Origin of the sequence: Polaromonas sp. (assembly GCF_029945925.1) — a bacterium.
In the GTDB taxonomy this organism is placed as follows: Bacteria; Pseudomonadota; Gammaproteobacteria; order Burkholderiales; family Burkholderiaceae_C; genus Polaromonas.
Genome location: NZ_JAQSDN010000007.1, coordinates 24,325 through 50,793, shown reverse-complemented (window position 1 = coordinate 50,793; position 26,469 = coordinate 24,325). Strand labels below are relative to the sequence as shown.

At 60.9% G+C, this 26,469-nt stretch carries 27 protein-coding genes, 1 tRNA gene and 1 pseudogene; 19 read left to right on the top strand and 10 right to left on the bottom strand.

The window, feature by feature from the left end; translation table 11 throughout:
• Positions 1-105: 105 nt before the first annotated feature.
• The 5 genes from PSV40_RS02160 to PSV40_RS02140 all read left to right on the top strand — a co-directional run bounded on the left by PSV40_RS02160 (position 106) and on the right by PSV40_RS02140 (position 6,581).
• On the top strand, positions 106-1,164 hold the full coding sequence (locus PSV40_RS02160) for a ligase-associated DNA damage response exonuclease (protein ID WP_300533598.1): 1,059 nt from the start codon (positions 106-108) through the stop codon (positions 1,162-1,164).
• The gene (locus PSV40_RS02155) at positions 1,161-2,816 is read left to right on the top strand and encodes an ATP-dependent DNA ligase (RefSeq protein WP_300533596.1); all 1,656 of its coding nucleotides are present in this window, start codon (positions 1,161-1,163) and stop codon (positions 2,814-2,816) included. The genes PSV40_RS02160 and PSV40_RS02155 overlap by 4 nt, the downstream gene beginning before the upstream one ends.
• Positions 2,813-5,623: a ligase-associated DNA damage response DEXH box helicase gene (locus tag PSV40_RS02150; RefSeq protein WP_300533595.1), complete on the top strand. Its 2,811-nt coding sequence runs from the start codon at positions 2,813-2,815 to the stop codon at positions 5,621-5,623. Before PSV40_RS02155 ends, PSV40_RS02150 begins: the two co-directional genes overlap by 4 nt.
• Positions 5,623-6,309 carry a ligase-associated DNA damage response endonuclease PdeM gene (gene pdeM, locus PSV40_RS02145; protein WP_300533594.1) on the top strand — a complete coding sequence of 229 codons (687 nt, stop codon included), beginning with the start codon at positions 5,623-5,625 and terminating at the stop codon, positions 6,307-6,309. The genes PSV40_RS02150 and pdeM overlap by 1 nt, the downstream gene beginning before the upstream one ends.
• 128 nt (positions 6,310-6,437) lie before the next feature.
• Complete coding sequence (locus PSV40_RS02140) at positions 6,438-6,581, top strand: hypothetical protein (RefSeq protein WP_300533592.1); 144 nt, start codon at positions 6,438-6,440, stop codon at positions 6,579-6,581.
• Between the two features lie 11 nt (positions 6,582-6,592).
• On the opposite strand, the gene PSV40_RS02135 is transcribed toward PSV40_RS02140, so the two are convergent.
• The 3 genes from PSV40_RS02135 to PSV40_RS02125 form a co-directional block, all read right to left on the bottom strand.
• Entirely contained in the window at positions 6,593-7,135 is a 543-nt protein-coding gene (locus PSV40_RS02135) for a TPM domain-containing protein (protein WP_300533638.1), read from the bottom strand.
• Positions 7,136-7,140: 5 nt separating this feature from the next.
• Positions 7,141-8,034, bottom strand: coding sequence for a TPM domain-containing protein (locus PSV40_RS02130; protein ID WP_300533590.1), 894 nt, complete (start codon positions 8,032-8,034; stop codon positions 7,141-7,143).
• Positions 8,035-8,115: 81 nt separating this feature from the next.
• The gene (locus tag PSV40_RS02125) at positions 8,116-8,724 is read right to left on the bottom strand and encodes a LemA family protein (RefSeq protein ID WP_300533588.1); all 609 of its coding nucleotides are present in this window, start codon (positions 8,722-8,724) and stop codon (positions 8,116-8,118) included.
• Between the two features lie 43 nt (positions 8,725-8,767).
• On the opposite strand from PSV40_RS02125, the gene PSV40_RS02120 reads away from it, so the two are divergent.
• The 4 genes from PSV40_RS02120 to PSV40_RS02105 are packed head-to-tail and all read left to right on the top strand — an operon-like array spanning position 8,768 to position 11,631.
• Positions 8,768-9,586 (top strand): hypothetical protein, encoded by an 819-nt coding sequence (locus tag PSV40_RS02120; RefSeq protein ID WP_300533587.1) that lies wholly within the window; start codon positions 8,768-8,770, stop codon positions 9,584-9,586.
• A 24-nt stretch (positions 9,587-9,610) separates the two neighbouring features.
• Positions 9,611-10,057 (top strand): nuclear transport factor 2 family protein, encoded by a 447-nt coding sequence (locus tag PSV40_RS02115; protein ID WP_300533585.1) that lies wholly within the window; start codon positions 9,611-9,613, stop codon positions 10,055-10,057.
• Positions 10,058-10,069: 12 nt separating this feature from the next.
• Positions 10,070-11,074 carry an alpha/beta fold hydrolase gene (locus PSV40_RS02110; RefSeq protein ID WP_300533583.1) on the top strand — a complete coding sequence of 335 codons (1,005 nt, stop codon included), beginning with the start codon at positions 10,070-10,072 and terminating at the stop codon, positions 11,072-11,074.
• A gap of 5 nt (positions 11,075-11,079) precedes the next feature.
• Positions 11,080-11,631 carry a DUF2946 family protein gene (locus PSV40_RS02105; RefSeq protein WP_300533581.1) on the top strand — a complete coding sequence of 184 codons (552 nt, stop codon included), beginning with the start codon at positions 11,080-11,082 and terminating at the stop codon, positions 11,629-11,631.
• Between the two features lie 109 nt (positions 11,632-11,740).
• Here PSV40_RS02105 and PSV40_RS02100 read toward each other — a convergent pair whose 3' ends face one another.
• On the bottom strand, positions 11,741-12,622 hold the full coding sequence (locus PSV40_RS02100) for a c-type cytochrome (protein ID WP_300533580.1): 882 nt from the start codon (positions 12,620-12,622) through the stop codon (positions 11,741-11,743).
• Between the two features lie 298 nt (positions 12,623-12,920).
• Between PSV40_RS02100 and PSV40_RS02095 the strand changes: the two genes are divergently transcribed.
• The 3 genes from PSV40_RS02095 to PSV40_RS02085 all read left to right on the top strand — a co-directional run bounded on the left by PSV40_RS02095 (position 12,921) and on the right by PSV40_RS02085 (position 15,149).
• Positions 12,921-12,996: transfer RNA gene (locus PSV40_RS02095), tRNA-Arg, on the top strand.
• Positions 12,997-13,798: 802 nt separating this feature from the next.
• Entirely contained in the window at positions 13,799-14,458 is a 660-nt protein-coding gene (locus tag PSV40_RS02090; RefSeq protein ID WP_300533578.1) for a hypothetical protein, read from the top strand.
• Between the two features lie 40 nt (positions 14,459-14,498).
• A complete protein-coding gene (locus PSV40_RS02085) occupies positions 14,499-15,149 on the top strand; it encodes a Fic family protein (RefSeq protein WP_300533576.1) in 651 nt (216 codons plus the stop codon).
• 25 nt (positions 15,150-15,174) lie between these two features.
• Here PSV40_RS02085 and PSV40_RS02080 read toward each other — a convergent pair whose 3' ends face one another.
• Positions 15,175-15,483: a hypothetical protein gene (locus tag PSV40_RS02080; protein WP_300533575.1), complete on the bottom strand. Its 309-nt coding sequence runs from the start codon at positions 15,481-15,483 to the stop codon at positions 15,175-15,177.
• Between the two features lie 105 nt (positions 15,484-15,588).
• Here PSV40_RS02080 and PSV40_RS22800 point away from each other — a divergent pair, with 105 nt between their 5' ends.
• From PSV40_RS22800 to PSV40_RS02065, 4 genes are all read left to right on the top strand, one after another.
• Positions 15,589-15,861 carry a YHYH domain-containing protein gene (locus tag PSV40_RS22800; RefSeq protein WP_366914935.1) on the top strand — a complete coding sequence of 91 codons (273 nt, stop codon included), beginning with the start codon at positions 15,589-15,591 and terminating at the stop codon, positions 15,859-15,861.
• The gene (locus PSV40_RS02075) at positions 15,861-16,172 is read left to right on the top strand and encodes a hypothetical protein (RefSeq protein ID WP_300533574.1); all 312 of its coding nucleotides are present in this window, start codon (positions 15,861-15,863) and stop codon (positions 16,170-16,172) included. Before PSV40_RS22800 ends, PSV40_RS02075 begins: the two co-directional genes overlap by 1 nt.
• Before the next feature lie 286 nt (positions 16,173-16,458).
• Positions 16,459-16,692 carry a hypothetical protein gene (locus PSV40_RS02070; RefSeq protein ID WP_300533573.1) on the top strand — a complete coding sequence of 78 codons (234 nt, stop codon included), beginning with the start codon at positions 16,459-16,461 and terminating at the stop codon, positions 16,690-16,692.
• A gap of 519 nt (positions 16,693-17,211) precedes the next feature.
• Positions 17,212-17,340, top strand: coding sequence for a hypothetical protein (locus PSV40_RS02065; RefSeq protein WP_300533571.1), 129 nt, complete (start codon positions 17,212-17,214; stop codon positions 17,338-17,340).
• Between the two features lie 30 nt (positions 17,341-17,370).
• On the opposite strand, the gene PSV40_RS02060 is transcribed toward PSV40_RS02065, so the two are convergent.
• Positions 17,371-18,318 (bottom strand): hypothetical protein, encoded by a 948-nt coding sequence (locus PSV40_RS02060; protein WP_300533569.1) that lies wholly within the window; start codon positions 18,316-18,318, stop codon positions 17,371-17,373.
• A 93-nt stretch (positions 18,319-18,411) separates the two neighbouring features.
• Positions 18,412-18,633: pseudogene (locus tag PSV40_RS22795) on the bottom strand (HNH endonuclease); the annotation flags it as partial.
• Between the two features lie 533 nt (positions 18,634-19,166).
• Between PSV40_RS22795 and PSV40_RS02055 the strand changes: the two are divergent.
• The 3 genes from PSV40_RS02055 to PSV40_RS02045 all read left to right on the top strand — a co-directional run bounded on the left by PSV40_RS02055 (position 19,167) and on the right by PSV40_RS02045 (position 24,158).
• Positions 19,167-20,240, top strand: a complete 1,074-nt coding sequence (locus tag PSV40_RS02055) for an abortive infection family protein (RefSeq protein ID WP_300533568.1) — start codon at positions 19,167-19,169, stop codon at positions 20,238-20,240.
• Between the two features lie 358 nt (positions 20,241-20,598).
• Positions 20,599-21,549 (top strand): hypothetical protein, encoded by a 951-nt coding sequence (locus tag PSV40_RS02050; protein WP_300533566.1) that lies wholly within the window; start codon positions 20,599-20,601, stop codon positions 21,547-21,549.
• A 14-nt stretch (positions 21,550-21,563) separates the two neighbouring features.
• Positions 21,564-24,158, top strand: a complete 2,595-nt coding sequence (locus PSV40_RS02045) for an AAA family ATPase (RefSeq protein WP_300533564.1) — start codon at positions 21,564-21,566, stop codon at positions 24,156-24,158.
• A 46-nt stretch (positions 24,159-24,204) separates the two neighbouring features.
• On the opposite strand, the gene PSV40_RS02040 is transcribed toward PSV40_RS02045, so the two are convergent.
• From PSV40_RS02040 to PSV40_RS02030, 3 genes are all read right to left on the bottom strand, one after another.
• The gene (locus PSV40_RS02040) at positions 24,205-24,342 is read right to left on the bottom strand and encodes a hypothetical protein (RefSeq protein WP_300533562.1); all 138 of its coding nucleotides are present in this window, start codon (positions 24,340-24,342) and stop codon (positions 24,205-24,207) included.
• A gap of 166 nt (positions 24,343-24,508) precedes the next feature.
• Positions 24,509-25,321: an ion transporter gene (locus PSV40_RS02035; protein ID WP_300533560.1), complete on the bottom strand. Its 813-nt coding sequence runs from the start codon at positions 25,319-25,321 to the stop codon at positions 24,509-24,511.
• 23 nt (positions 25,322-25,344) lie between these two features.
• On the bottom strand, positions 25,345-26,445 hold the full coding sequence (locus tag PSV40_RS02030) for a DUF4236 domain-containing protein (RefSeq protein ID WP_300533557.1): 1,101 nt from the start codon (positions 26,443-26,445) through the stop codon (positions 25,345-25,347).
• Between the last annotated feature and the right edge of the window lie 24 nt (positions 26,446-26,469).

The window sequence follows — 26,469 nt, the reverse complement described above, 5'->3', positions numbered from 1 at the left end:
ATACCGCGGCCAGCGCGATTAGGATGATCGCTCAACCGGCGCCTTGGCGTCGACTTTCGGCTTTACCGGGCTGGTTGCCGGACTCTGCACGGAGCAAGCGCAAGCATGGACCTGATCGTGGCAAGGCCGGAAGGCCTGTACTGCACGGCGGGCGATTTTTACATCGACCCGTGGCGGCCTGTCGGCCACGCTGTGATCACGCATGCCCATTCGGACCACGCGCGCGTCGGCCACGACCACTACCTTGCGCACACCGACAGCGAAGGCACACTGCGCACGCGGCTCGGTGAGATCACGCTGCAAACCATGCGCTACGGCGAGACGCTGCACCGCAGCGGCGTGAAAATCTCCCTGTACCCGGCCGGCCATGTGCTCGGTTCGGCGCAGGTCAGGGTCGAGCATCGCGGCGAAGTGTGGGTCGCGTCGGGCGACTACAAGACAGAGGCCGACGGTACCTGCACGCCCTTTGAGCCCGTGCCCTGCGACACTTTCATCACCGAATCCACCTTCGGCCTGCCGATCTACCGCTGGCCCACGCAGCAGGCCTTGTTCGCGGAGATCAACGCCTGGTGGCAGCGCAATGCGGACGAGGGCCGCGCCTCCGTGCTGTTCTGCTACGCCTTCGGCAAGGCGCAGCGCATCCTGCACGGCGTGGACGCCGGCATAGGCCCGCTCGTCGTGCATGGCGCGGTTGAACCGCTGAACGCGGTGTACCGCGCGGCGGGTGTCGCCTTGCCGCCCACGCTGCGTGTCACCGATTCCGGCGTCACGCCGGCAATGCTCAAACGCGCCCTGGTGCTGGCGCCGCCCTCGGCCCAGGGCACACCGTGGATGCGGCGCTTTGGCAATTATTCAGATGCCTTTGCCAGCGGCTGGATGCAATTGCGAGGCATGCGGCGGCGGCGCGGCGTGGACCGAGGTTTTGTCATGTCTGACCATGCCGACTGGCCCGGCCTGCAAAGCGCCATCGCCGGCACCGGCGCTGGCCGCATCATGGTCACGCATGGCAGCGTCGCGGTGCTGGTGCGCTGGCTCAGCGAAAGCGGACTGCAGGCCGAAGGCTTCAAGACCGAGTACGGCGACGAGGATGTGGCCGACCGGGCCGCGACCGAGCCGCTGCCAGAGCCGGCGGCTACCGCAGAAGGTGACGCCGGCACCGTATGAAAGCCTTCGCCGCGCTTTACCGCGAACTCGACGCGACCACGTCCAGCCTGGCCAAACAGGCAGCGCTGCAACGCTACCTGCAGGACGCGGCGCCGGCCGATGCCGCATGGGCTGTTTACTTCCTGGCGGGCGGCAAGCCGCGCCAGCTGGTGCCGACCAAGCTGTTGCGCCTGCTTGCGCAGGAGGCCGCCGGCCTGCCCGAGTGGCTGTTCGATGAAAGCTACGAGGCGGTAGGCGACCTGGCCGAGACGATCTCACTGATGCTGCCACCACCCACCGAGCAGCACGAACTCGGCCTCGCCGCGTGGGTGGAGCAGCATCTGCTGCCGCTGCGAGCGATGGGCAAAACAAACCCGGTTGGATTGCCCGACGCACTGCGCGCACAGTGGCAGCGCCTTGCATCCGAGGAGCGGCTGGTTTACTTCAAGCTCATGACCGGCAGCTTTCGTGTCGGCGTCTCGCGCCTGCAGGTCACACAGGCGCTGGCGGCCGTGGCCGGTGTCGACGCCAAGCGCGTGGCCCAGCGCCTCATGGGCTACACCCACATCAGTGGCCAGCCCACGGCTGCCGACTATGCCGCACTGGTGGCCGCTGAAAGCAGCGGCGAGCTGAACCAGAAGACCAGCGGCCAGCCTTACCCCTTCTTCCTGGCGCATCCCTTCAACATCAGCGTCGACCAGTTCGATACCGTGCTGGGTCCACCTGCACAATGGCTGGTCGAGTGGAAATGGGACGGCATTCGCGCGCAACTGGTCAAGCGCGCTGGCCAGGTCTGGTTGTGGTCGCGTGGTGAAGAACTCGTGACCGAGCGCTTTCCCGAACTCGCTGCCATGGGTGAGGCGCTGCCCGACGGCACGGTGCTCGACGGTGAGATCGTCGTCTGGCGCGACGACAAAGTCAGGCCCTTTGCCGAACTGCAAAGGCGCATAGGCCGCAAGACGCTCGGCGCCAAGCTGCTGCGCGACATCCCGGTGGTGTTGCTGGCCTACGACCTGATCGAGTGGCAGGGGCGCGACCTGCGCGCCTTGCCGCAGGCTGAGCGCCGCGTGCTGATGGACGAACTGGTCATGCAGCTGCAGCACCCGCAACTGGTCGCCAGTCCGGTGCTGTCCGGCGAGAGCTGGCAGGATCTGGCATGCCAGCGCGAAGCCGCACGCGAGATGGGCGTCGAAGGCATGATGCTCAAGCAGCGGGAGGCCGCCTACGGCGTGGGCCGCACCAAGGATGTTGGCATCTGGTGGAAGTGGAAGATAGACCCGCTCAGCATAGACGCCGTGCTGATCTATGCGCAGCGCGGCCACGGCCGGCGCGCCAGCCTCTACAGCGACTACACCTTCGCGGTGTGGGAGGCGGCCCCGGGCGTCCCCGAGCGCAAGCTTGTTCCTTTTGCCAAGGCCTATTCGGGCCTGACTGACGAGGAGATGGGACGTGTTGATGCGGTGATACGCAAGACCACGGTCGAAAGCTTCGGGCCGGTGCGCAGCGTCAAGCCCACGCTGGTGTTCGAGCTCGGCTTCGAAGGCATAGCGCGCAGCAGCCGGCACAAGAGCGGCATCGCGGTGCGCTTTCCACGCATGCTGCGCTGGCGTGAAGACAAGCCGGTCGAAGAGGCCGACACCCTGGAGACGCTGGCCGCGTTACTACCCTCATGAGCCAGAATGCTGCCGTCAAAAAAGCCCTGGCCGCCTGGTTTGCGACACGCGGCTGGAAACCTTTCAAATTCCAGCGCGAAGTATGGAAGGCGCTTGCAGCGGGTCAGTCGGGCTTGCTCCATGCCACCACCGGGGCCGGAAAAACCTATGCCGTTTGGCTGGCGGCCTTGATGGAATATACGGCCCTAGCGCGCATTAGTCGTGCGCGGTCAGCTATCAAAACCGGAGCGGTTTTATCCCCCCGGAAGTCTGCACCGGCTCCGGCACAGGCACTGACTGTCTTGTGGATTACACCCATGCGTGCGCTGGCCGCCGACACATTGCGCGCACTGCAACTCCCGCTGGAGGTTCTGAACGCCCTGTCATGCGAGGACGGTACGCCGGTATTTGTCCCCTGGAGCGCTGGCGCCCGCAGCGGCGACACCGCTGCGGCCGAGCGCGCCACGCAAAACAATTGTCTGCCCACCGTGCTGGTGACCACACCGGAAAGCCTGTCTCTTCTGCTTGCGCGCGCCGATGCGAAAGAGGCCCTCGGAGGTGTGAGGATGGTGGTCGTTGATGAATGGCACGAGCTGTTGGGCAACAAGCGTGGCGTGCAGGTACAACTGGCCCTGGCAAGACTCAGAGAATGGAGACGCACGGACGCTACAAAAGAGATCCCGGGAGTTCGACACCAGCAGGGGCCGCGGAACCGGCTTTGCCGGGCCGCAGGCGCAGCGGCCCCCTCGGGGGGCAGCGTATTACACGAGGTGAAAAGCGCGGGGGCCTTGTGTGTTTGGGGCATGTCCGCCACGCTGGGTAATTTGGAGGAAGCCAGGCACACTCTGCTGGGCCACGCTGGCGGCACGCAGGTGCAGGGTCAGGTGCCCAAAAAGCTTGTCATCGATTCGCTGCTGCCCAGCCGTGCCGAGCGCTTTCCCTGGGGTGGGCACCTGGGCCTGACGATGCTGCCGCAGGTGATTGAAGAGATAGCCGGAAGCGGCACCACCCTGGTTTTCACCAACACGCGTTCGCAATCGGAGATCTGGTACCAGGCACTGCTCGAAGCCAAACCGGAGTGGGCCGGATTGATCGCGCTGCACCACGGCTCGCTGGACCGCGACGTGCGCGAGTGGGTGGAAGCCGGCCTGAAAAAAGGCGAATTGCGCGCCGTGGTTTGCACTTCCAGCCTGGACCTGGGTGTGGACTTCCTGCCTGTCGAGCGTGTGCTGCAAATAGGCTCGCCCAAAGGTGTGGCGAGGCTGCTGCAGCGCGCCGGGCGATCCGGCCACGCGCCGGGGCGGCCCTCGCGCATCACGCTGGTGCCTACGCACAGCATCGAAATTGTGGAAGGCGCCGCCGCGCGCGCGGCCATCGCGGCCGGCCATATCGAGGCACGCTCTTCGCCCGAGCAGCCGCTGGACGTGCTGGTGCAGCACCTGGTCACCGTGGCGCTGGGCGGCGGCTTTGTACCCGATGCGCTTTACGAGGAAGTACGCGGCACCGCGGCCTATGCCGGCCTTTCGCGCGAGAACTGGGACTGGTGTTTGTCCTTTGTCCGCCAAGGCGGCCCTTCGCTGTCCGCCTACCCTGACTACCGGCGCGCCGTGCCCGACGAGGAGGGCGTCTGGCGCGTGCCCGATGTGCGGCTGGCGCGGCGCCACCGCATGAACATCGGTACCATCGTCAGCGACGCCAGCATGTCGGTGCAATACCTGGGCGGCGGCCGCATCGGCAGCGTCGAGGAAAGTTTTGCCGCGCGGCTCAAACCCGGCGACTGCTTTTTGTTCGGCGGCCGATTGCTGGAGCTGGTGCGCATCCACGACATGACGGCCTGGGTGCGGCGCGCCAGCGGAAAGCGGCCGGCCGTGCCACGCTGGAACGGTGGGCGCATGCCCTTGTCCACCACGCTGGCCGATGCGGTGGTGCAGCAGCTCGCGCAGGCCGGCGAGGGGCACTACGACACGCCGGAGTTGCAGTGTGTGCGGCCGCTGCTGGACATCCAGCAGCAGTGGTCGGCCCTGCCCACCCCGCAGACGCTGCTGGCCGAGCTGCTCAAGACGCGCGAAGGCTGGCACTTGTTTTTGTATCCCTTCGCGGGCCGCCAGGTGCACCTGGGCTTGGCCAACCTGATCGCCTGGCGCGTCGCCCAACATGCGCCGCGCACCTTTTCCATCGCGGTCAACGACTACGGCTTCGAGCTGCTCAGCGCCACTGAGGTTGACTGGCCCACGCTGCTGCCGCAAGTGCTGCAGGCCGGCCCCGACGAGGCGCTGCTGCACGAGGTACTGCAAAGCCTGAACGCGAGTGAACTCGCGCAGCGCCGGTTTCGCGAAATCGCGCGGGTCTCGGGTCTCATTTTTCAAGGCTATCCCGGCGAGAAGCGCAGCAACAAGCAGCTGCAGGCCTCGTCCTCGCTGTTCTGGGAGGTGTTCTGCAAATACGACCCGGCCAATCGCCTGCTCATGCAGGCCGAGCGGGAGCTGCTCGCGCAGGAGCTTGAAATCTGCCGGCTGCGCACCAGCCTGGCACGCATGAACACGCAGCGGCTGGTGCTGCAAACGCTGGAGCGACCCACGCCCTTTGCATTCCCGCTGATGGTGGAACTGTTCCGAGAAAAAATAAGCAACGAAAACCTGGCCGTCCGCATCGCGCGCATGGTGGCGCTGCTGGAGAAAGCCGCCGGCGGCTCCGTCGCGGTCGGCAGCGTTGAGCAGGTCAAGGGTACGCTGGCCTTTGGGCAGGAGAACGTGTCTTCGGGCAGTGGCAAGGGAAGCGGCCGTCCACGCCGTGAACGCAAACCATCCAGGCCGCTACCATTGTTGTGATGACGAAAGAGAACCGCACGCCACCCAGCCCTCCGCTGCCCGTGAACCATGCGGGCGTAACCGTCTGGCTGTTGCCCGAGCGTGCACTGTGGTGGCCCACCGCCCGTGTGCTGTTTGTGGCGGACCTTCATCTTGGCAAGGCCGCCACCTACCGCGCCCTGGGTCAGCCCGTGCCCGCAGGCACCACGCGCGAAAACCTGGCGCGCCTCAGCACCTTGCTGCTGCACTACCGGCCGGCGCAACTCGTGTTCCTGGGGGACTTGCTGCATGCGGCCCAGGCCCGCACGCCTTCGGTGCTGGAGGGCCTGGCCGCCTGGCGTGAAAGTTTTCCCGCGCTTGAATGCGTGCTGGTGCGCGGCAACCACGACAGCCGCGCCGGCGATCCGCCGGAGTCACTCGGCATTCGTGTGGTCGATGAGCCTTTTGCGATCGGGCCGTTTGCCGCCTGCCATCATCCGCAGCGCCATGAAACGCTGGGTGTGATTGCCGGCCACCTGCACCCGGCGCTGAGGCTGCACGGCGCCGGCCGCGACAGCGTGCGCCTGCCTTGCTTCTGTCTGGAGGCGGGGCTGCTGCTCATGCCGGCCTTCGGTGAATTCACCGGCGGTTGGAACGTGCTGCGCCAGCCTGGGCGCCGGCTGTACCCCGTTGGCGACCGCAGAGTGTGGCAGCTGCCTGACGCCTGATGCAACAAAGCGGTGCGGAGCTGTGGCGCAAGTGCAGCAAGTAACAACTCGACACGAGAAGAGTTGGCAGGGTGCGCCGACAGGCGTTATTGTCTCAAGGAGTTCAACCGGAAGACAAGGCGACACCAATGGACAGCATTCTGGACAGTTTGACGTGGGCGGAAGAGTTGGAGCCCGGGCGCAAGGCCAGGCGTTGGCGCCACGTGTGGCTGAAGCGGCTTTTCGTGCTGGTGGCTGTCGTCGCAGCCCTGGGCGTGCTCATGGTGCCATGAGCCCACCCAATTTAGCGCAGCAGGGGTGTGTCGGGTAGCTCGTTGGAACCCGGCTCGGCGCCGCCAGGGCCTGCGGGTACGGCAAAGTGCTGCATCAGCACCGCCGAGGTTTCTTCCAGCGCTTGGGTCAACCCGTCTTCATAACGTTTTTCCCGAAACGCGCTGGCCATGTGGGCCACCATGGCCTGCCACTGCGCCGGGTTCACATGCCTGGCCACGCCGCGGTCGGCCACGATTTCAATGGCGTGTTCGGCGAGCAGGACATAAATCAGCACGCCGTTGTTGTGCTCGGTGTCCCACACACGCAACTTGCCGAACATGGCCACGGCCCGCTCCCGGGTGAGGGTGCCGATGGATGTGTTGCGATCCAGCCGCCACAGGTAACTGGCGGGCAGTGAAGACTCGACACAGATGCGGATCTCGCCGCTGTGGCGCCGCTCGCTGGCGGCCACCCGCCGCGCCAGCCGATCCAGCAGGTCGGGCGGGATGGCCCGCGCCGTGTCGGAGGCGTCCAGCCACAGGTGCCGGAGCAGGACCTTGAGCTTGCTGATCATGGTGCTCACCAACTCCCCGATGCGCCGCCGCCGCCGAAATTACCACCGCCGCCGCTGCTGAAGCCGCCGCCACCGCCGCCACCCCAGCCGCTGCTGCTGCCACCGCCAAAGCCGCCACCGCCCCAGCCAGAGGAGCGGCCCCCGCGCCCGACGGACCCCAGCGAGCCCACGCTGGCGATCAGGGCAAACACCGCGCCGATCAGCGTGGCGACGCCGCCAATCAGCAGGCTGCTGGTGAAGAACCAGGCCAGGCCGCCGACCGCACCGCCGGTCACCATGGCGCCCAGCTTGCGTCCGAAGATGCCCGACATCAGCCGGGCCCCGATCGGGACCGCAAAAAACAGGAAAACCGCCATGTCGGTCCAGTTGAAACCCTTGCCGCCCGGGCTGCCCGCCTGGGCCTCGGGCACAGGCAGATTCTCCCCGCTGATCAGGGCGATGATCTGGTCGGTGGCCGCGTCGAGCCCACCGGCGAAGTCGCCCTGCCGGAACCGCGGCGTGATGGCCCGGTCGATGATCTGTCGCGCCGCCAGGTCGGGGATGGCGCCCTCCAGCGTCTTGGTGGTTTCGATGCGCACCTTGCGGTCGTTTTTCGCCACCACGAGCAACAGTCCGTCACCGACGTCCTTGCGTCCGATCTTCCAGCTGTCGCCGACCCGCTGCGCATAGGCGGCGATGTCTTCCGGTGCGGTGGTCGGCACCATCAGCACCACCACCTGCGCGCCGCGTGCCTGCTCGAAAGCCGCCAGTTTGGCCTCCAGGGCCTGGCGCTGCGCGGCATCGAGCGTCCCGGTGCTGTCGATCACGCGCGCAGTCAACGCGGGCACGGCCAGCACGTCCTGCGCCCGGGTCGCCGTGGTGCCGAGCAGCAGGCCGGCGGCCAGCAACAGGCCCAGCATGGCCCGCGCTGACGCCGCGAGCGCGACCCGGTCTGGGAAGCAAAGCAGAGGGCGGCGCACGGACGGCAAGGCGCTGGCCGCTTATTTCTTGTTGAAGTCCACAGTCGGCGGCGTCGAGATCTGTGCCTCGTTCTGCACGCTGAAGGTGGGTTTGACCGTGTAGCCGAACACCATGGCCGTCAGGTTGTTCGGAAAGCTGCGTGCGAGCACGTTGTAGGCCTGCACCGCCTGGATGTAGCGGTTGCGCGCCACCGTGATGCGGTTTTCCGTGCCCTCGAGTTGAACGCGCAGGTCCTGAAAGCCCTGGTTGGCCTTGAGGTTGGGATAGTTTTCCGTCACCATCAGCAGGCGTGACAAGGCCGAGCTGAGTTCGCCCTGCGCCGCCTGGAATTTCGCAAAGGCTTCGGGGTTGTTCAGGGTCTCCGGGGTCACCTGCATGGAGGTGGCCCTGGCCCGGGCTTCCACGACCTTGGTCAGGGTTTCCTGCTCGAAATTGGCCTCGCCCTTGACGGTGGCAACGATGTTGGGCACCAGGTCGGCGCGGCGCTGGTACTGGTTGAGGACTTCCGACCAGGCCGACTTGGTCTGCTCGTCCAGGCGCTGGAAATCGTTGTAGCCGCAGCCCGACAGCAGCAGGGCCACAACGGTGAAAAGGCCGGCAAGGCCCCGGCTGAAAAGACGTGATTTCATGGCAAGCCTCCAAAAGTGCAAGCTGCAACACTACCATAGTCGAATGTCGCCGCACCCTCTCCATCCTCTCATTTATTCCCTCCAGGCCCTTGATCCGCGGCAGGTGTTGCAGGCCTCATTGCGGCCGGTGTCCGTCGCAGCGGCGCCTCGACCTGGCCTGATCGTGGCCGGCGCCACCGGCGCGCTCGGCAGCGAGGTGCTGCGCCGCCTGGCCGGCAGCGGCGGCTTTGCGCACACGCATGTGCTCGCGCACGAGCCCATGAGCACCGGGCTGGCGCAGGTCACGATTGCAGCGGTGCGCGGCGAGGACATCGCTGCCTGGCCGGTGCGCCCGCTGCCGGTGCAGACTGGCGTCGTGATGTTCGAGCCGCCCCGGCTGTACCACGACCGGGAGCGCGCGCTCTGGACGCCGCAGCCGGCGCAACTGCCCGCGCTGGCGCAGTGGCTCAGGCGTTGTGGCGTCCAAACCCTGGTGCTGGTGTTGCCCCACGCGCCGGGTCGGCTGCCGCAGGCGTTGCGCCACGGCCTGGCCAGCATTGACGAACAGCAGGTGGCCGCGCTGGGATTCGAGAGGGTGCTGCTGGTGCGTTCTGCACAAAAGCAGCTGGCGCCGCGGTGCGGCAGTTTGCCCGAAAAGGTCGCCGCCTGGATGCTGTCCGCCCTCAACTACATGATCCCGGCCGCAGCACAGCCGGTGCGGCCCGCCAGGCTGGCCGAGTTTGTGGAGGTGGTCCTGCGGGTGCTGCCGCCGGGCATCCATGTGGTGGCGCCCGAACTGTTGTGGCAGGCCGTGCAGTCGCCCCGCATGCAGGACGTGGTGCGGGCGTGGCTTAATACAGGGCAACATTCCCTGGCGGAATGAACACACACATCCTCCTATCCATTCATGCGAAAACCCAAAGTTTCCCCGGCCACCAGCGGCAACGCCGATGAGATCGAGACGGCTTTTTACGAGGCGCTGCAGGGCGGCGACATCGAGCGGCTGATGGCCTGCTGGGCCGACGAAGACGACATTGTCTGTGTCCACCCCGGCGGAGCCCGGCTCGTGGGCGCGGGTGCGATACGCGCCGCCTTTGACGCCATGTTTGCCAACGGCAGCATTCGGGCGCATGCCGAAAAAGTCCGCAAGATCGAAGCCATGGGCGCCAGCGTGCACAGCGTGCTCGAACGCATCGAGATCATGACCGAAGAGGGCCCGCGCCATGCCTATGTGATCGCCACCAACGTGTACCACAAGACGGCGCAGGGCTGGCGCCTGGTGGCCCACCATGCCAGCCCCGGCACGCCCCGCGAGATGCAGGAAATCTCGGACAGCCCGCAAGTGCTGCACTGAGGCCAGGGGCCTATGCTGTACGAAGCACCGTTGTGGCTGCCCGGCGGCAACCTGCAGACCATTTATGCCGCGCTGCGTTCTCAGCGTTACCTGGCCGAGGCGCCGAGCTTTCGACGCGAGCGCTGGACCGCGCCGGATGATGATTTTGTCGATGTGGACTTCGCACGCCATGCCAGCGCGGGCGCCGCGGCAGGACAGGAACCCCTGCTGGTGATTTTTCACGGCCTGGAAGGATCCTCGGCCAGCCACTACGCGGAAGCATTTGCCGATGTCGCCCGCGTACGCGGCTGGGCCTGCGCCGTGCCGCATTTTCGCGGCTGCTCGGGCGAACTCAACCGCGCGCCGCGGGCCTACCATTCGGGCGACTTCGAGGAGATTGACTGGATCCTGCGGCGCTTCAGGGCCGGCCACGCCGGTCCGCTGTTTGCCGTCGGCATTTCGCTGGGCGGCAATGCCTTGATGCGCTGGGCGGCCGAAATGGAAACTTCGGCAGGCAGTGTGGTGGACGCCGTCGCCTCGGTCTGCTCCCCGCTGGACCTGGCGGCCAGCGGCCACGCGATCGGCCGGGGTTTCAACCGCCTGGTCTACACCCGCATGTTCCTGAACTCCATGGTGCCCAAGGCGCTCAGGAAGCTGGAGCAGCACCCGGGCCTGTTCAGTGCCGACGCCCTGCGCGCGGCGCGCGACCTGTATGCCTTCGACAATATCGTCACGGCACCGCTGCACGGGTTCAGGAACACCGAAGACTACTGGGCGCGCGCCTCGGCCAAACCACACATGCGGCGCATCGCGGTTCCGGCGCTGGCGCTCAATGCCCTCAACGACCCCTTCATCCCGGCGGCCAGCTTGCCACAGGCCGGCGATGTGAGTGCGGCCGTGACGCTCTGGCAGCCGCGCGAGGGCGGCCACGTCGGTTTCCCGTCGACGCCTTTTCCGGGACATGTGCGCGCCATGCCCGAGGCGGTGTGTGGCTTTTTTTCAGCGCTTCTCGGCGCAACTGCAAGCGGGGCAAAATAGGCCGCATGGATGACATTGTTCGCCAGGCCATTGCCAAGTGGCCCAACGTCCCGCACTGCTACGGCTGGCTGGGCCTGGATGCGCGCGGCAACTGGTACATGCGCGATGACCAGGCCCAGGCGGCGGGCCCCTTTGCCGGCGGCGCGGCAGCGGGCAAGGGTTCGCTGCTCAAACACGACAAGCTGATTGACTTCATCGCCCGCAACTACGAAGGTGACGCTGCCGGCCAGTGGTTTTTCCAGAATGGGCCGCAACGCGTTTATGTCGAACTCGAGGCGACACCGCTGGTCTGGCGTATCGGCAGCGCACCGGATTTTTCAGTGACCGCGCACACCGGCCGACCGGCGCGTGTGCAGCGCTGCATTCTCGATGAACACGGCCGGCTCTATCTGGAAACCGACTTGGGCTTTGGCCTGGTGCACACCCTGGACATGATGCAGGCGTCGGAGGCGATCGAGCAGGGCCTGTGGGTGCCCGCGGAGGCGGCCACCCGGGACTTGCCGTCCCGTTTTGGTTATGTGCGCAGCCCGGAAGCCAGCCGCGCCCAGCCCGCCTGAAGCTATTGTTTTGATAGCTGTCTGCGCTTGTGTATCAAGGGATTGAGCCTGTTTTCATCATAAAAAAAGCCGGTCAGAGACCGGCTTTTTTGGCAAAGGCAGAGGCCGTTTATTTGGCGGCGCTGACCATGTATTCGACGGCAGCCCGGATGTCCGCGTCGGAGGCGGAAGAACCTCCTTTGGGCGGCATGGCATTTTTGCCCTTGATCACGCTGGCCGTCATCATGTCCAGACCGGTCTGGATGCGCGGCGCCCAGGCGGCCTTGTCGCCAAGCTTGGGAGCACCGGCAACGCCTGACGCATGGCAGGCCAGGCAGGCCTGCTTGTACAGCGCTTCGCCGACACCGGCCTTGGACGCTGCGGCCGGTGCAGCGGCGGCCACCACCACGGGCGCTGCAGGGGCAACCGCTGCTGCGGGAGTGGCAGCGGCAGCAGGCGCCGCTTGAGCGGCCGGCGCCCCAGCGGCTGCATCTGCCGCGCCTGCCGCCTTTTGCGGTTCGACGAACTTTGCACCGGCGGCATTGGCCAGGTGGACCACGGCCTTGCCGATTTCGACATCGTCAAAATCGCCGCCGCCCTGAGGACCCATGGCGTTTTTTCCCTTGAGGGAGGAGTTCCACAGCGCTTCGAAGCCGGTTTTGATGCGTGGCGCCCAGGCGGCTGCGTCGCCAAACTTGGGTGCGCCGGCGGCCCCGGTGGCGTGGCAGGCGGCGCACTGCGCTGCATACACTTCGGCGCCGGTTTTCAGCGGACGGTTGGCATCGCGGATTTCAACCATGCCGATTTTCTGGATGCGCTGCGCCACCGCTTTTTCAGGATCTCCGGTGCCGGCGGCAGGCTTGTTGTCCGATGTCACGTAATACACCAGCGCAATGATGGCAAAAACAGGGACTACAAAAGAGAATAAAACGGCAAGCAGGAGCTGCTTGGGTGTTTTGATGGGGCCTGAGTGGTCTTCTTCGTGGGCCGTCGTTGGATCGTTTGCGCTCATGGCTTCCTCAAAAAACTAAAAATCGGTAACTAAAGCAACTCATATTCGACAACCTTTGATTATAGCCGTCACCCCTGTAAATCCCGGACGCGGCCTGTCCGACTGATAGAATCAGGCTCTTCTACAAGTGCAGTGCGTCCAGCGCTGCCCTTGCGGGTCGTCTATCCGCTGCAAAGCGACGGTAGGCGCCATGTTTTCAGCGTTGCGGCTGTAGCTCAGTGGATAGAGTATTGGCCTCCGAAGGCTGTCGTCATCGGGGGAGATCGCAACAGTTAGACTATTGGTCTCCGAACAGCATGCGGCTGTAGCTCAGTGGATAGAGTATTGGCCTCCGAAGCCAAGGGTCGTGGGTTCGATCCCCGCCAGCCGCACCAAAATCAATGACTTACGTGAGCCGCTTCGCAAAGCACGCTCCAAGCAGTGATTTTGAACTAGCCGTTTCAACCGGCTTCATGGGCGAAACGGGAACTGGCCGCTTATGGTCACCGTAGTGGTTCGCTCTTTCCTGTGGCCCATGCGCGGCCCACAGATGGCCCATAAGTTTTCCCAAGGGATTAACCGTCGTGGTTTGTGAGTATTACCCTGTGGCCTATTAAAGTTGCGAACGAATTCAATCGCACATACGTCTGTGTTTAGCGGGGTGGGCTACCATGGTCCGATGACACATGGGTTTCCGCGGTTCGCATCCACCCGTTCTGCATGGGTAGGCTACCGGCACGACGGGATCGAGCTGCAAACTGACTCACCAAGAGCGCGACGAGGCCGGCGTGGCGTTTAACCAGCGACCTCTATCGAAGAGCGCCGGAGGCTCATGCAGAATTGAACAAGCTGCTGGAGTGCCACAGCAGTAAATAACTCACAAGTGAGCAAGTGCACACTTATGTTTCTTGTATGCTGCGCGCGTCATATAGATTGCAATTGATTGCAGCCTTTCGGACGCTGCAGTCGTTGTACGTTTCTTCAAATGAGTGCACGGGTTATTTGCGCATTTGTCCTACGGGTAAGTATTTTCCCGTGTGCGACGATTAATCTGCGTAAACCACTTGTTGTGATGATTTCAACGCGTAAACTTCGCTGCATCACGTATGACGGTGTATTACCAGCGAATACGCTGTGTGCAAAGTGATTACGTGTTGTGCAAATAGGGCAACGCGCAACAACAGAAAGGACAACGTCATGACAACTGCATCCATGTTTGGTGTCGCAGACTTTGATCGTGATGTTCGTCGTCATATTTCCAAGGTAAAAAAGCTGGAGCGGCATTCAGGATTGTTGTCCTGGGGTGTGAGTCAGTCCGTTAGCCTGTTAGCTAGGGTCGCGTTTTCTGCAGTAAAGGGCGTAACGGATTGGACTGTAGACAAATTAGACGCAACCACGGACAAGATGGAGCGCTCTACAGCCTGGTTCAATGACGAGTACGAAACCTATTGCACCCGTCTAGTTCAGCGCACCGAACCGCTGAGCGTAACGTTCGTTGAAAAAATCCAGAACAGCCGCAAAAGCACCAGGCACCTCGCTGCCGTGTGCCTGAAAAATGCCAGGAGTTTGCGCGCTATGACCGCTGTTCGGCTGCCAAAGCTCATCCATGCGTTTGAAAATCTGGCTAGCGCGTGCCATGGTATGGATTTGGCTCTGAAGCGCTATGAAGAAACAGCGATAGCGGCGCGGACAGCTGAAGTGGCTTTACTGCGCAATGCCGTGTTACGCCGGGAAATGCTCAAGTCCCTGGAAAATTTCAATGATGAAGATCCTTCGATGAACGATCCCGAATTTGAAGCAGCAGCTAAAGACGCAGTCGAGCGCATGCAGCGTGGCTCGGTCATGCTGACGAATTAGAAAAATACAGGTAAGAGGGCCGGCGTTGCTGCCGGGGGGAATGCGAGACCACACGGACTGCAAGTACTGGAATTACGACAACCATCCAGATCGTCTTGTCGGTCTGCCGCAGCGTTGCGCCAGTTTGACTGCAGAGGCTTTATCCGGCCAGCCAACCGTTAACGGTTCAATTTTTGAGACTCGGCCTGACCACGCGGTCATGTTTGCGGGGATGACACCGCCTTGGTGTGCCTGCCTACTCGGCAACTACCGCGGCACTCCGGATTGCCCGGACCTGACTCAATGCAGAGTGGAAATTCCACACGATAGGGAGGTGGGCATTCCTCCTGAGTTGGTTGCGGCGGCAATGAAGGACTGGGAAGCTGATTGCATCAGTATCATGCTGGCCTATGACGCTTGGATTGCTGGCGACGGATCGTCAGCTTCTCTAGAGCTGCGGCTCAAAAAATTTGCTGTGAATGCAGCGCGCGCGTTCGAGCGGTTTCTGACGATTCACCCCTACATTGATGGCAACGGCCACTGTGCGCGGTTGATGCTGTTCCGAATGATGGTGTGGGTGGGCTTTCCGCCGCGTCGTTGGAATATCGACGCGAAGCTTCCTCTGAATGAGGAGCTCAGCTTGCACAGGCGGCGTCAAGAACCCGGGCGGCTACGAATTGCACTGGCCAAATTCTTCGGGACAATCTTGTGATCGCCGCCACGCCTCTCAGCAGCTTTCAAGTTTGATATTTCCTGGCCCACTTTCCTAGGAGTGCGAGGTTGAACCCACAGATAAGAACAACGGCGACTACGATCCAGTCTCCCGTTGTCTCTGGCGTCAACAAGCGCAACCACCAAGGCCACGCGCTCATAACATCAGGCTCCTCCAGTCCAACACGGTCGAAAATGCGCGCGATCCTCCGGTCGATTCGCGCCACGCGAAGCCCTTGGAGCGCCATCAGAAAACCCAAAGCCAGAAAGCCTCTTCCGAGTGCCGTAGGCATCCACGGATGGCTTAGTAACCCAATCATCAGTTTCTCGAGCATGAAGCCTCCTTGAGCGCCATGTTGCCACAGCGCATTGGCGCATCAACTCTCCTCTAATTAGAGGAGGCGTCCAGTGGGCGCACCTGTCACCATGGATTCCAAACAATGGGGGACAGCATGAAGCTGCTTTGCGCGCTCGCGCTGACGCTGGCAAGCGGGTCTGCTGCCGCTCACTCTGGCGGCACAGATGCGCAGGGGTGTCACACGAACCGCAAGACCGGCGAATACCACTGCCATGGTTCGAAGGGGACAAGTGCTGCTGCAGCACCTCGCCAAGTGGCCCCCGCCCAGTCCGATGGACAGAGTTGCTATGTCGGACCGCGCGGCGGCACCTACACAATCACCAAGAGTGGAAAGAAGAACTATGCAGGCTGCTGATGACTAATTCGCGTTCTGCCAGCGTTCCGATGCTCGCATTGGTTGCGTCGGCGATATTGCTCTCTGGATGCGCGACTCATTATTCCGCGGATGTAGTGCGGGATCCTTTCGGATTTTTTTCTGGCATCTGGCACGGGATGATTTTCCCAATTTCTGTCGTGGTGAATTTTCTCTCCTGGATGCTCGGCTTGTTAGGGCTCTCTTTTTTGGAAAGTATTCAAATCATTGGCAGGCCAAACACTGGGGTTGGGTATTACATCGGGTTTGTTGTGGGGCTAACGGTCTTTGGTGGCGGCACCACGCGACGCTAGCCGTTAAGAGCGCGCGGGTTCGGCATTGACGCAGGCAACGAACAAGCCGAAGAAAAACCACTCTGAATTTCCCTCTGCTTGTAAACCAAGCAGGGTAGTGCCTACGTGGGGCAGTTTTGGATGGAAATTACTCGCTAAGTGGGCCAGATTTCGACAGAATTCAACACGCGGGAATCAGCTGATGTACAAGGACGCAACTCCACTGAGGTGTCTTCGGCAATTTTCACGATTTTAGAAAACTACCATTTCGCTGGTTTTTCCGTTTGGTCGCGTGATAGAGTGGGACATGAACAATTTCATGTCCAAGCTCGACGATGTGGTAGTTGGAGGGGCTTTTGTACTGGCTCCCGAAGACATCGGGTTGGATCCATCCGGTTTCAACGACTGGGCAAGGACCCATCTAGTAAATGGTGGCGGGACCACCCAGACCGGACGTCGGTTCAAGCTGTCGATGCCGCACGAAGAAAGTGAATCCGGATTCAGGTGCATTGATCGGGTTGTGGTGACGCGCGAAGAGTAGCTCCCCTACATACACGCCGCCCCTTGGCAACATCGGGCGGCTTTTAGTTTCAGCTCGATCGAGATGACCGCGATGGAACCTATACCGGTTTCTGAGATCGACAACTATCTGATTACCTTCGCGCGAATAGATCCGCGTTACGTCATCAAATGTGAATGCGGCATTTGCAACAAAAATATCCTCGCCTTTTGACGGGACATTCAGATGCCTTCAAAGGGCACTGTCTGCTCAAGCAGCGACGTATTTTCAAAAATGAATTTCAAGACTGTATTTGACATGTTTTCCCTTTGGAGGGGTTAGTAGTGTGTGATTGCCTCAGCAGAAAATGAGTCCTGTTCGAACGTGATTTCATCAGTGCCCATACGACTGTAGTGAGTCGCCTCTTCACCATGCCCAAACTAAAGATAACTCACGCCCAGTTGCTTTGGGGTGGTGCGATGAGGGTAAAGACGACCATCCGATCCGCCGTCGGACTCTGGCCGAAGCGCTTTCCGAAGAGCTTGGGCTGACCAAGGAAAAATGACCGCGCTGGAATACGAAGTCAGCTCCAATGAAAGCGATGGCTGCCTCGTACGGTCAGACTCTGGAAAGCGCCCTTCCAACGATGCGGCGATCCTCAAGAAAATCATGCCAAGCGTGACACGCTGAGCGTGAATGTCTGACCTAGTTTCTTCGAGACTAACTGACGGTCGGCGATTTGGCCGCCGTTGAAGGTGGTCTGGCTGGTAGAGGTGGCAGCGTGGCATTGAAAGCTTCGGCCTGTTGAGCTTTCACGTCAACGAGCGCGAGATCGGGGTGAGCCTGGTTTCCAAGTTTGTGCGCTAGCATGGTGGGTAACTCGAGTTCCACCGGGTGGCGCAGTTGAGGGAACAAGAGGAGTGCGTAGCCATGATCGGAGTTGATATGCGGACTGCTAAGCGTCCCCGGGGCAAGTTCCGTAGTGAACGGCATCTTCTGATCCACGTTTACGCTCATAGCGTAGTGGTGCCCGGTGCGCAACACCATGATGACGACGGCACCGGGGTAGCCACTTAATGACGAAAACGTTGCATCGGCGCCGCCAAAACTGCCAGCACCTCTTAGCTGGGATGTTTGAGCTTGACTGGGCCATAGCCCCAAGCGAGCTTGTTTGGCCGTTTTCGTGTCGAGGAAAGGTTCACCGAAAAGTGAATACCCCACGCCCAGCACCATTTTGCAAATGAATCGATCCTCAAATCGGATATTGAACCGGGCTTGGGCATCTATTAAACCGTTCGCAATCGCCTGTTGAATTGCTTCCAAATTCCCACGCTCAGCGTCAGTTGGCGCGTCGAATCCAGGATAAAGGGTGCCGGCGGGAGCATCGAGGAACTCCGCGCCGAAAATGCGCCTCGCCTTTGCTTTCTTGAATGCGTCGTTGAATGCTTCCATGGCCATCTGAAAGCCTAGGCGATCCGCAGTTGTGGGAAGATAATAGAGGGTCGACGGCTTAGTTTTTTTGTCAATCGGATTGCCACCCGAGTACCAGTACATGAGATCGTTGTCCGATCGAATCCAAACGATGCTCTCACCCGACGGGCCGATCCAGTACTCTGCCGCCATTCCCTCTGGCACGGCAAGGCCCGGCATGTTCTGGATGATGCCCATGCACACTAGCGGCAGGGGAATACCGCCTGGTCCTATGTACAGTTTGCGAGCCGCAACCGCTAGTCCGTTAGTAACGGTCCACGACCGGGCATACGAGGCGTCGACGTGTAGCCCCAGTATGCTGTTACACCTCACGCAAACATTCCTGAGTTTGTAATGCAGGGGCGCCTGCGCGCCACCGAGAAATTGTGGAATGGCATGCTCAAGCGTGGATTCACTCTTTGGCTTCTCAAGATCGCAGTAGAGACAACGAAATACGGGGGGCTTCTGTTCAATGGCAGACGGTGAAACGACGTGGGCTTGAGCCGAACTCATGGAAATCTCCCTTTATTTGAATTTCTGGACGATACACCGACCGTGGGTAGTCCTCGCTTCTCGTACCCATCACCCTACCCATCGCCAAGCGAGCAACCGTAAGATATGCGATGACTCGAAGTGAATTGACGCAACTGTGAGACACTCAACGTGCACGATGTGGGAGTTACGTTGTGAGCCACTTTGCGACAAAAGGTTGTACGTCACCCTCTCCGCCAAATAGTCAATGAACAAGGGCCTTTCGGGGCGCTTTTTACTTTCGGGCATTTGCGTCGCTTATATCCAAACCCGATGACAGGGCGTGCGGATTGGGTGCTGGTGCAGGCTTCGAGTGGCGTGATCGGTTTGCACCGTCAGTTGGATACCAGCACGTTCAAACGAGCAGAGTTTTCGATTCAATACCGCGAGTTGCAAACAGGTGAGGCGTGTTTAGCCAATAGCGTGGTGCGAAACGTCGCCTGTCATGCCGTAATCAGCTCCGCCGCGAAGACTTGACACGCTATGTCCCTTGGGCTGGATGCACAATCTGAGGTATGACCCAACGGAAAGAGCCCGCTATTTCGACGTTCGCAGCCCTGAACAAGCGGCATCTTGAGGCTTTGGACAAATTCGGGGCGACAGCACGAGTAATAGAGCTTCTATCGATCATTTCAATTCAGTGGATCGAAGGCACCGCCCTCCCTGCCGCCAACTTCCGTCGCGATCACAGGCGTGATACCGAGCTGTTCCGATGGTTGGCAGACCGGCGTTTCGTTGTCAGCGATGGGAAATCGCCTTATGTGCCGGAGTTCAGTGCCTTTTGCATCATTCTCGTTGCCAGGAAGCGCGTTGCGGGGGCTTTGTTCAGGGAAATGACCCTAATCGTGAACCGGGCGTTGGTGCTACTGCACGAAGACCCTACGCGGACGCAGGTTCATTTTGACGAATTCACTTCCGCGTTTCCGGCCTCAGCCCATACACTTCCTGCACTCAAACTGCTGGGGACCGCATCGCTGGGTATCCATCTGTCCGCCAACGGTACCCAACTGATCCAGTTTTCTGAAGACACGCTGAAAGGCAAGAAACTGCTTGGCTACGTCAGTGGGTACCTGGACATGATGACCCGATCTACTAATGGCTCATTCACTTCATTGCAGCCGGTTAGGCAAGATTTCAGCACCTTCTCGACCGACAAGCTACTGCTTGTTGATGATGCCCACAAGCATGCTGGCAGGGCTCTGTCGCAGTGGAATAGCGCCCCGGATACCGCTATTTCTTCAGCCAAGTCCACGTTGGAAGCTACGCTCAAGTTCATAGCCCACGCGGAAGGGCTGCCCACATCTGGGGCTATTACGATTCCACAGCTTCTCACGGCGTGCAAGCCGTTTTGCGGGTTAGGCTCAGAGCCATCCCACAAAATGAGTCGTTCGATAGGCAGTCTCTGCACTGAAATTGCAGAAGCCCGCAATCTTCTCGGGGATTCCCATGGAAAATCGCCTGAGTCTCCTGCTCCCACACGGGCCGAGGCGAGATTTATCGTTGGCGTTGCCTTGCAACTTTCGGATTGCCTCCTGGAACGCTACGAGGCCCATCGCATGATGTCACCCAGCTCACCAGCGAAGAGGTAACAGAAGTGCCCACCCGAATCGGTGTTACCAAAAAAAGCACTGCGTTTCCGGTTTTCAACCTCAACATGTCGAAACCTAAAGCTTCCCTCACCAGCCCATGCGTCTCCCACTAATGCTCGCTGAGCGCCGCTGTCGGGAAGAGGTCGCCAATGGGCAAATCCTCCGGGAGCGAGGGATCGCCAGGCTCAACGCTTCGACTCATCGCAAGCGCAGCTCGGCGATGCGGCGCACGGGAATGTATTGATCAATTTTTTCAGTATATTTGGACTCTCCTTGCGCGCGCCCCACGCCTTTCAGTTACATCCTGGACAATAATTGGCAAGTTTTATCGGGCGACTTATTCGGCAAGGGAGGCGGGATGGGGCATAACGACCACGACTATGAACCAGACGCGCCGGACGAGGCATTCGTCGAGGGCTCCGACCCTGTGGAGGTCGACGACGACTGGCTAAGGGAGGCGTCGGAAGACGAGCAAAAGCTGGCCATGAAGTCGTGGTTTCTGGGGCGCTTTGTCGACCCCGCCTATGAGACGCCCTACAACGGGAGCGAGGGCGGCTACCTCTATATTCACGGCGGCCCATTCGACGCCCGCGACGAACTCGAAGAACGATTTAGCGGCATCGCCAGCGACGAGGCCATCGACGCCCTTATCGACGATTTAGTTTCGGAAACCGGCGACGAGTGGGCACCCCTGCAGCATCGCGACGAGATGGACTTCGATCCCGAGTTCGCCATGTGGATCGATGGCGCTCCGGACGCGAGCTCCAAACTCGCAGCGCGGCTTGACCAACTGCGCCAAGTGCGAACGCTGGATGGCGCAGCGCAAGCCAAAGAGCTAGCCGACAAGCTGATCTATGCGGCGGTTGTCGGCGCGCTGGAAAGCTTTCTGTGGGAGACCGTCGAGGCTGCGGTGGTGAGAAGCGACGAGGATCTGCGCGCCGTAGTCAAAGCAGTCCAGGCATTTCGTGAAGAAAAGATATCGCTCAGCGAGATCTTTGAGCGCCACGATGCTATCAAGGATCATGTTCGAGGCTACCTCCAAAACTTGGTATGGCATCGGTGGGACCGCGTGGCGCCCCTGTTGAAAGCGTTGGGCGTCTCACCGCCGAGCTTTAGGCCGTTGGCCGACGCCGTACGAAAGCGCCACGACATTGTCCATCGCAGCGGGCACGCCGCTGACGGGATGCCTGTTGCGCTGGCTGAGGGCGAGATCGACGCGCTCATCGCGGCGGTGGAATCGATCGCCGACTCCATCAACCAACAATTGGTCGTGAGAGATTTCGGTGAAGAGTCGGCGCCGGAAGGATAAAGGGAGAAGCGGGCATGTCGATACTTGGAGAAATACTCAATTGGTCCAAGACGCTGGAGCCTTGGCAGCAAGACGCAATCGCCCGGCTATACGCTGAGCGCGCGCTCACAGACGTCGACAAGGCGCACGTCTATGCCCTGCTTCAAGCCAGCGCGGGCATCCCGGACCCTGAGAAGCGCGAGCCTAGGGTCATCGACAACGCCGACGTCGCGGCGGCGCTAGTGCCTAACCGCGTAGTGCAGCTTCTGTCGATCAAGAATTTGGAGCGGGTCAACGCGTTAGCGGAAAAGCAGACGCTGCCCATTGGCGCAATGGGACTTACGGTGATCTATGGGCCAAACGGCGCGGGGAAATCCGGCTATTCCCGAGTGCTTAAGCAGGCGTGCCGCGCGCGACAGCCTGGCAAGCGCATCTTGGACGATGCCCGGCGCCCGCCTGATGCGCGGCCGCAGCCCGCCAAGGCGTCCTTCGACGTGCTGGTTGACGGGGAAAAGGCTGAGCTCGCTTGGACGTTCGGGCAGGCGTCGCCCGAGCAGTTGTCGGAACTCGCGATTTTCGACGCCGAATGCGCGCGAGCCTACGTCGACAACGATGGCGACTTCGCATACAGCCCCTACGGCCTCGACATCATTCGCGATCTCGTGAAGCTGTGCGACGAGTTCACTGCGCGCTTGCGCAAGGAGAAAGCCGACAACGTCCCCAATAAGGATCAGTTCGCCGCGCTGGCGGCGACCAAAACGAAGGTCGGGCAAGCGCTCGTGCAGCTCGAAAAACACTCGCCCCAGGCGATCGAAGAGCTCGCTTCCCTGACAGAAGAGCAGGCTGCGCGCTTGCAGTTGCTAAGCCGCGCGCTTGGCGAGACCGACTCCAAGGCCAAAGCCCAATTGCTCAGGGGGCAAGCTGGGCGATTCGAGGCGCTCGCAACGCGCATCAGCGAAAAGATGGCTTTGGTCTCCGACGAGGCGGCCGCCTCGCTGCGCGCGCTCATCGAAAAGTCCAATGGCGCGAAGGAGGCCGCAAAGCTTGCCGCCAAGGCGTTCGAGGATCGGCCCAACCAGCTCGATGGCACCGGCGGCGAGCAATGGAAAGCCTTGTTCAAGGCTGCGCGTGAGTTTGCTGTTCAAGCGGGCCACCCGGCCCATCTGGCGGCGGCGCGTCCAGAAGAGAGGTGTCCACTATGCCAGAACGCGGTTGGCGCCGAAGGCTCGGAGCGTTTGGCCGCGTTCGACGCGTTTGTGGAGCAGGTCGCGCAGAAAGCTGCCGACACTGCTCACGCCGAGGCGATGCAAGCCTACAACGCCATCAAGCAGTCGTCGCTCGACTTGCTGTTTGACGAGAATCTTTCGGGGGAACTCGCCAACGTGCACGCGGATGCGGCGGTCTGGTGCGGCTCGGCCCAGATGCAGCTTCGCGCGCGTCAAGCCGCCATCGTCGCGGCCGCCGCGCAAAAGGGAAAGTGGGAAGACGTGGCACCGTTTGCCCAAGACGCGCGCGAGGCGCTAGGTAGGTTGGTCGCCGTGCGCCGAGAGGAAGCTCTCGCTTTGGAAAAAACCATCGACGAGCGAGAGCGCGCGATGCTTGCCTTGGAGCATGTAGAGCTCGATGCACGGCGTCGACTGGCCGAGGTCAAGGACGCCGTCCTCGAAACACTACGGCGCTTCGACTATTCGGCGCGCGTCGAGAAATGTTTGACGGCGACTCGGTCGAACGCTTTGTCAACTAAGTCGACAAGCATCTCCAACGAGATCGCGTTGGAGCCCGTGGCGAAGCTGCTTAATGATGAGATGAAGCTTCTCAACGTCCACACGCTGCGCGCGAAGATGAAGCCCGAAACGCTGCGAGGAGAAACGAAATACAAGCTGGTGCTGGAGTTGCCTGGCGGCGCCAGGCCATCAGACATCCTGAGCGAGGGCGAGCAGCGCGCCATCGCCATCGCGTCCTTCCTGACCGAAATGCAGCTTGGAGGAGCCAAGGGCGGCATCGTGTTCGACGATCCGGTGTCGTCGCTGGACCATGTGCGCAGAGAGCGAGTGGCCAAGCGTTTGGCACGCGAAGCGCTATCGCGTCAAGTAATCGTCTTCACGCACGACCTCTACTTTTTCAATACCCTGCGCGCCGAGGCGGAGGAGCAAGGCGCTCCGCTTGCTTACCAAAGTCTCCGCCGGGCTCAGGAGGGGTTTGGCATTCCAGACCCGCAGCTGCCTTTCTTGGGACAGAAGACAAAAGAGCGCGTCGGGAAGTTGCGGGAGCTTCACGCCGCGTGCAAGAAAGCAGAGGCCGACGATATTGCCTACCGGCGCGAAGTTCTTAACTTATATGGCCACATGCGCATGACATGGGAAAAAGCAGTTGAGGAACTGCTTTTGAATAATGTCATTCAACGCTTCGATCCCCGGGTTCAGACTGGCAGATTGGAGCAGGTCGAAGTCTCGCCTGAGGACTATCGGATTGTGGACAAGAACATGACTACATGCTCCAAGTTCACCGGTCACGACAACGCCGTTCATGCGGCAGTGGAGCTTCCAACCGCCGAAGAGCTGCTCGAGCAAATTGATGAGCTGGACAAATGGCGTCAATCGCTCGATGCGCGGATCAAAGGCAAAAAGTAGACGTTAGCCGCATGGTGGCGAGAAGTCCCAGTTGAGGGCTGTGTATTCAGGGCGACGCTACCATGGTGTCTTCGAAATCGCGGATCCACTCGCCGTGCTCCTTCATCGCCTCGCGCTTCAACGCGAGCTCGATCAGGAATTCGGCCACCTTCTCCTCGTCGCGCATCGCCGAGAAGATCGCCAAAGGTCGCCTTAAACGCCTTGATCTACGATGAAAAGTAGCTGGCATGCAGTTGTATGTGGGAGTGCCATTCGGGAAAGTCCTCGCGCGGGGCGACGCCAATTTCGGCCGCCAAAATGGCCGACGCTGCCTCTACCCTTAGTTCCTCGAGAGCGACCGCTTCAAGACACTACGTATCGAGATGACCGGTTTCCGTTCCGTACACGTCTTTACCGCAATGCTGGCAAGTAGTTGGGCGGGTGTCCGTTGTGCCCGCTTCGACAATCGCAGCTGTCACAACGGCGGTAGGAAGCGCGAACACACCGATGCCAAAGACTGAAATCAAGCCGGCACAGACCTTGCCAAATGGTGTAATTGGAATCATGTCCCCGTATCCGATAGTCGTGAGCGTTGTCATAGCCCACCATAGAGTATTGGGGATGCTGGAAAACACCTTAGGCTGCGCGCCGTGTTCAACCTGGTAGAGCACGGCAGCGGAGGCATAGATGCACAGAACCATCATGACCACGGAGACGATTAGCAGTTCCCGTCTCTTGCTGAGGGCAGCACCGACACGCGTCAGAGATTGCTCAAAATGCGCCATGTTCAGGACTTTAAGCAAACGAACCATTCGCGCCACACGAAGGAACCGCAGGTCTACCGATGACCAGAAGGTCAGGATGACGATCAAGTCGAGTATGGCCAGAGAGCTTAAGGCATACCTAATTCGTCCCCACACGGGATGCGAGTACCGATCCTGTTCAACGCAGACCCACAGTCTGGCCAGATATTCGATGGCGAAGATGCTCGTCGAGAGGACCTCAAATGCTAGGAAGTAGGGTTTGTAGATCGGGCCTATAGACGGAACAGTCTCGACCGCCACAAACAAGGCATTGGAGACGATCAATGCGGCCAGTAAATAGTTAACGTACCTGGCCCAGGGGTTCTGGCGCGAGGGTTTATGTAGGATATGAAATAGTCGCTGCTTGAAATTGTTGTTCATTGACTTTCCCCTCAGTACGCTGCCTAGAGGCTTGGGTCGGTCTTGCGCTCTCGAAGAACACGGACGAACTCGTCAAATCCACCATCCCGTGAGCACATCAGGTAGATGTCCAGACCTCGGGCGGTGGTCAGTCGCAGCTCGTTGTACCGGCACAGAGGCATTTCCCGGTTGTTCTTGAAACGGCGGTCTGGACCGCCTTTCTTATTCACGTACTGCCAAGTCTTCCCAGTCACCGTCGCATCGGATGGAACCGATCCACTTTCCACAAAGGTGACGGGCGAATTTCGGACGTCCAGGTCGGCATAGTCAATGGCACCCACGGTCTTGCCCTGGAAAGCTAGAATCCGGTCGGGATAAAAGGCGAGCGTTGTTTTCGTCGCCTGCAGGACAGGAACCGCGACGTTCGCAACGACACCCGGCGCTTGACCGAGAACACAGCTCGCATTGGTCAGCTTCAGCCCACTCGATGCGCCGGCTGAGTATTTCTTGTCAGCGTAGGTAGACGTGGCAGCCACAGCCTGAAGTCTGCGCGAACTCGCGGCAGATTCGACGCCGGCTGTGATCGCCTCGAAGTGAGCGCTGGTCGCCGTATCCGGTTCAAAGAACAGGACCGTCAGCTTTCGCATCTTGTCCCGCCAATATAGCCAGACTACAAATGCAATACCCAGGATCATCAGAACGGGCATCACGAATTCCGGCCAGCTCTTGCTGGTGTCCTTGAGCATGCCGAGCAGGAAGACCAGGGCAATAGCTGCAAAGGGCCAGACTGACACCTTCTGGCGCTGTTCATTCATCGACTGAATCAGCGCGTCGCTTGTCGAGTCCGTCAGCTCGAGTAGGCTCTTTGCTTCATGGGCGACCGTTGCGACGACGTTGGGTTGCGGCGCCGCGTCCAGATACGGGTTTGGCATGCGTGCAGGCTGGGTCAGGCTGACGGCGGGCGTGATTCCGCCGCTCAGGCTCTTGCGGTAGCGAAATCCCCCGGCTCCGCCCGCAATGTAGGCACCCCTTGGACCGGTGCCTATGCGCAGCCCAGGAATGCCGACGGACATTCCAATGCCGCTTCCGGAAAAATTGAACCGAACTGCACCGAACCGGACGCTTTTAGCGAATGACACTCCCATATGCTCTGCTTCCCCGTACTTTTT

Bases quoted from the DNA above. Each gene is read 5' to 3' on its own strand.
- PSV40_RS02055 (WP_300533568.1), top strand. From the start codon at position 19,167: ATGACCCAACGGAAAGAGCCCGCTATTTCGACGTTCGCAGCCCTGAAC.
- PSV40_RS02070 (WP_300533573.1), top strand. From the start codon at position 16,459: ATGAACAATTTCATGTCCAAGCTCGACGATGTGGTAGTTGGAGGGGCT.
- PSV40_RS02140 (WP_300533592.1), top strand. From the start codon at position 6,438: ATGGACAGCATTCTGGACAGTTTGACGTGGGCGGAAGAGTTGGAGCCC.
- PSV40_RS02160 (WP_300533598.1), top strand. From the start codon at position 106: ATGGACCTGATCGTGGCAAGGCCGGAAGGCCTGTACTGCACGGCGGGC.
- PSV40_RS02065 (WP_300533571.1), top strand. From the start codon at position 17,212: ATGACCGCGCTGGAATACGAAGTCAGCTCCAATGAAAGCGATGGCTGC.
- PSV40_RS02090 (WP_300533578.1), top strand. From the start codon at position 13,799: ATGACAACTGCATCCATGTTTGGTGTCGCAGACTTTGATCGTGATGTT.
- PSV40_RS02050 (WP_300533566.1), top strand. From the start codon at position 20,599: ATGGGGCATAACGACCACGACTATGAACCAGACGCGCCGGACGAGGCA.
- PSV40_RS02060 (WP_300533569.1), bottom strand. From the start codon at position 18,318: ATGGGCATCATCCAGAACATGCCGGGCCTTGCCGTGCCAGAGGGAATG.
- PSV40_RS02125 (WP_300533588.1), bottom strand. From the start codon at position 8,724: ATGAAATCACGTCTTTTCAGCCGGGGCCTTGCCGGCCTTTTCACCGTT.
- PSV40_RS02100 (WP_300533580.1), bottom strand. From the start codon at position 12,622: ATGAGCGCAAACGATCCAACGACGGCCCACGAAGAAGACCACTCAGGC.
- PSV40_RS02110 (WP_300533583.1), top strand. From the start codon at position 10,070: ATGCTGTACGAAGCACCGTTGTGGCTGCCCGGCGGCAACCTGCAGACC.
- PSV40_RS02130 (WP_300533590.1), bottom strand. From the start codon at position 8,034: ATGCTGGGCCTGTTGCTGGCCGCCGGCCTGCTGCTCGGCACCACGGCG.
- PSV40_RS02120 (WP_300533587.1), top strand. From the start codon at position 8,768: ATGTCGCCGCACCCTCTCCATCCTCTCATTTATTCCCTCCAGGCCCTT.
- PSV40_RS02085 (WP_300533576.1), top strand. From the start codon at position 14,499: ATGCGAGACCACACGGACTGCAAGTACTGGAATTACGACAACCATCCA.
- PSV40_RS02105 (WP_300533581.1), top strand. From the start codon at position 11,080: ATGGATGACATTGTTCGCCAGGCCATTGCCAAGTGGCCCAACGTCCCG.
- PSV40_RS02030 (WP_300533557.1), bottom strand. From the start codon at position 26,445: ATGGGAGTGTCATTCGCTAAAAGCGTCCGGTTCGGTGCAGTTCGGTTC.
- PSV40_RS02150 (WP_300533595.1), top strand. From the start codon at position 2,813: ATGAGCCAGAATGCTGCCGTCAAAAAAGCCCTGGCCGCCTGGTTTGCG.
- PSV40_RS02115 (WP_300533585.1), top strand. From the start codon at position 9,611: ATGCGAAAACCCAAAGTTTCCCCGGCCACCAGCGGCAACGCCGATGAG.
- PSV40_RS02080 (WP_300533575.1), bottom strand. From the start codon at position 15,483: ATGCTCGAGAAACTGATGATTGGGTTACTAAGCCATCCGTGGATGCCT.
- PSV40_RS02155 (WP_300533596.1), top strand. From the start codon at position 1,161: ATGAAAGCCTTCGCCGCGCTTTACCGCGAACTCGACGCGACCACGTCC.
- PSV40_RS02035 (WP_300533560.1), bottom strand. From the start codon at position 25,321: ATGAACAACAATTTCAAGCAGCGACTATTTCATATCCTACATAAACCC.
- PSV40_RS02045 (WP_300533564.1), top strand. From the start codon at position 21,564: ATGTCGATACTTGGAGAAATACTCAATTGGTCCAAGACGCTGGAGCCT.
- PSV40_RS02135 (WP_300533638.1), bottom strand. From the start codon at position 7,135: ATGATCAGCAAGCTCAAGGTCCTGCTCCGGCACCTGTGGCTGGACGCC.
- PSV40_RS02075 (WP_300533574.1), top strand. From the start codon at position 15,861: ATGACTAATTCGCGTTCTGCCAGCGTTCCGATGCTCGCATTGGTTGCG.
- PSV40_RS22800 (WP_366914935.1), top strand. From the start codon at position 15,589: ATGGGGGACAGCATGAAGCTGCTTTGCGCGCTCGCGCTGACGCTGGCA.
- pdeM (WP_300533594.1), top strand. From the start codon at position 5,623: ATGACGAAAGAGAACCGCACGCCACCCAGCCCTCCGCTGCCCGTGAAC.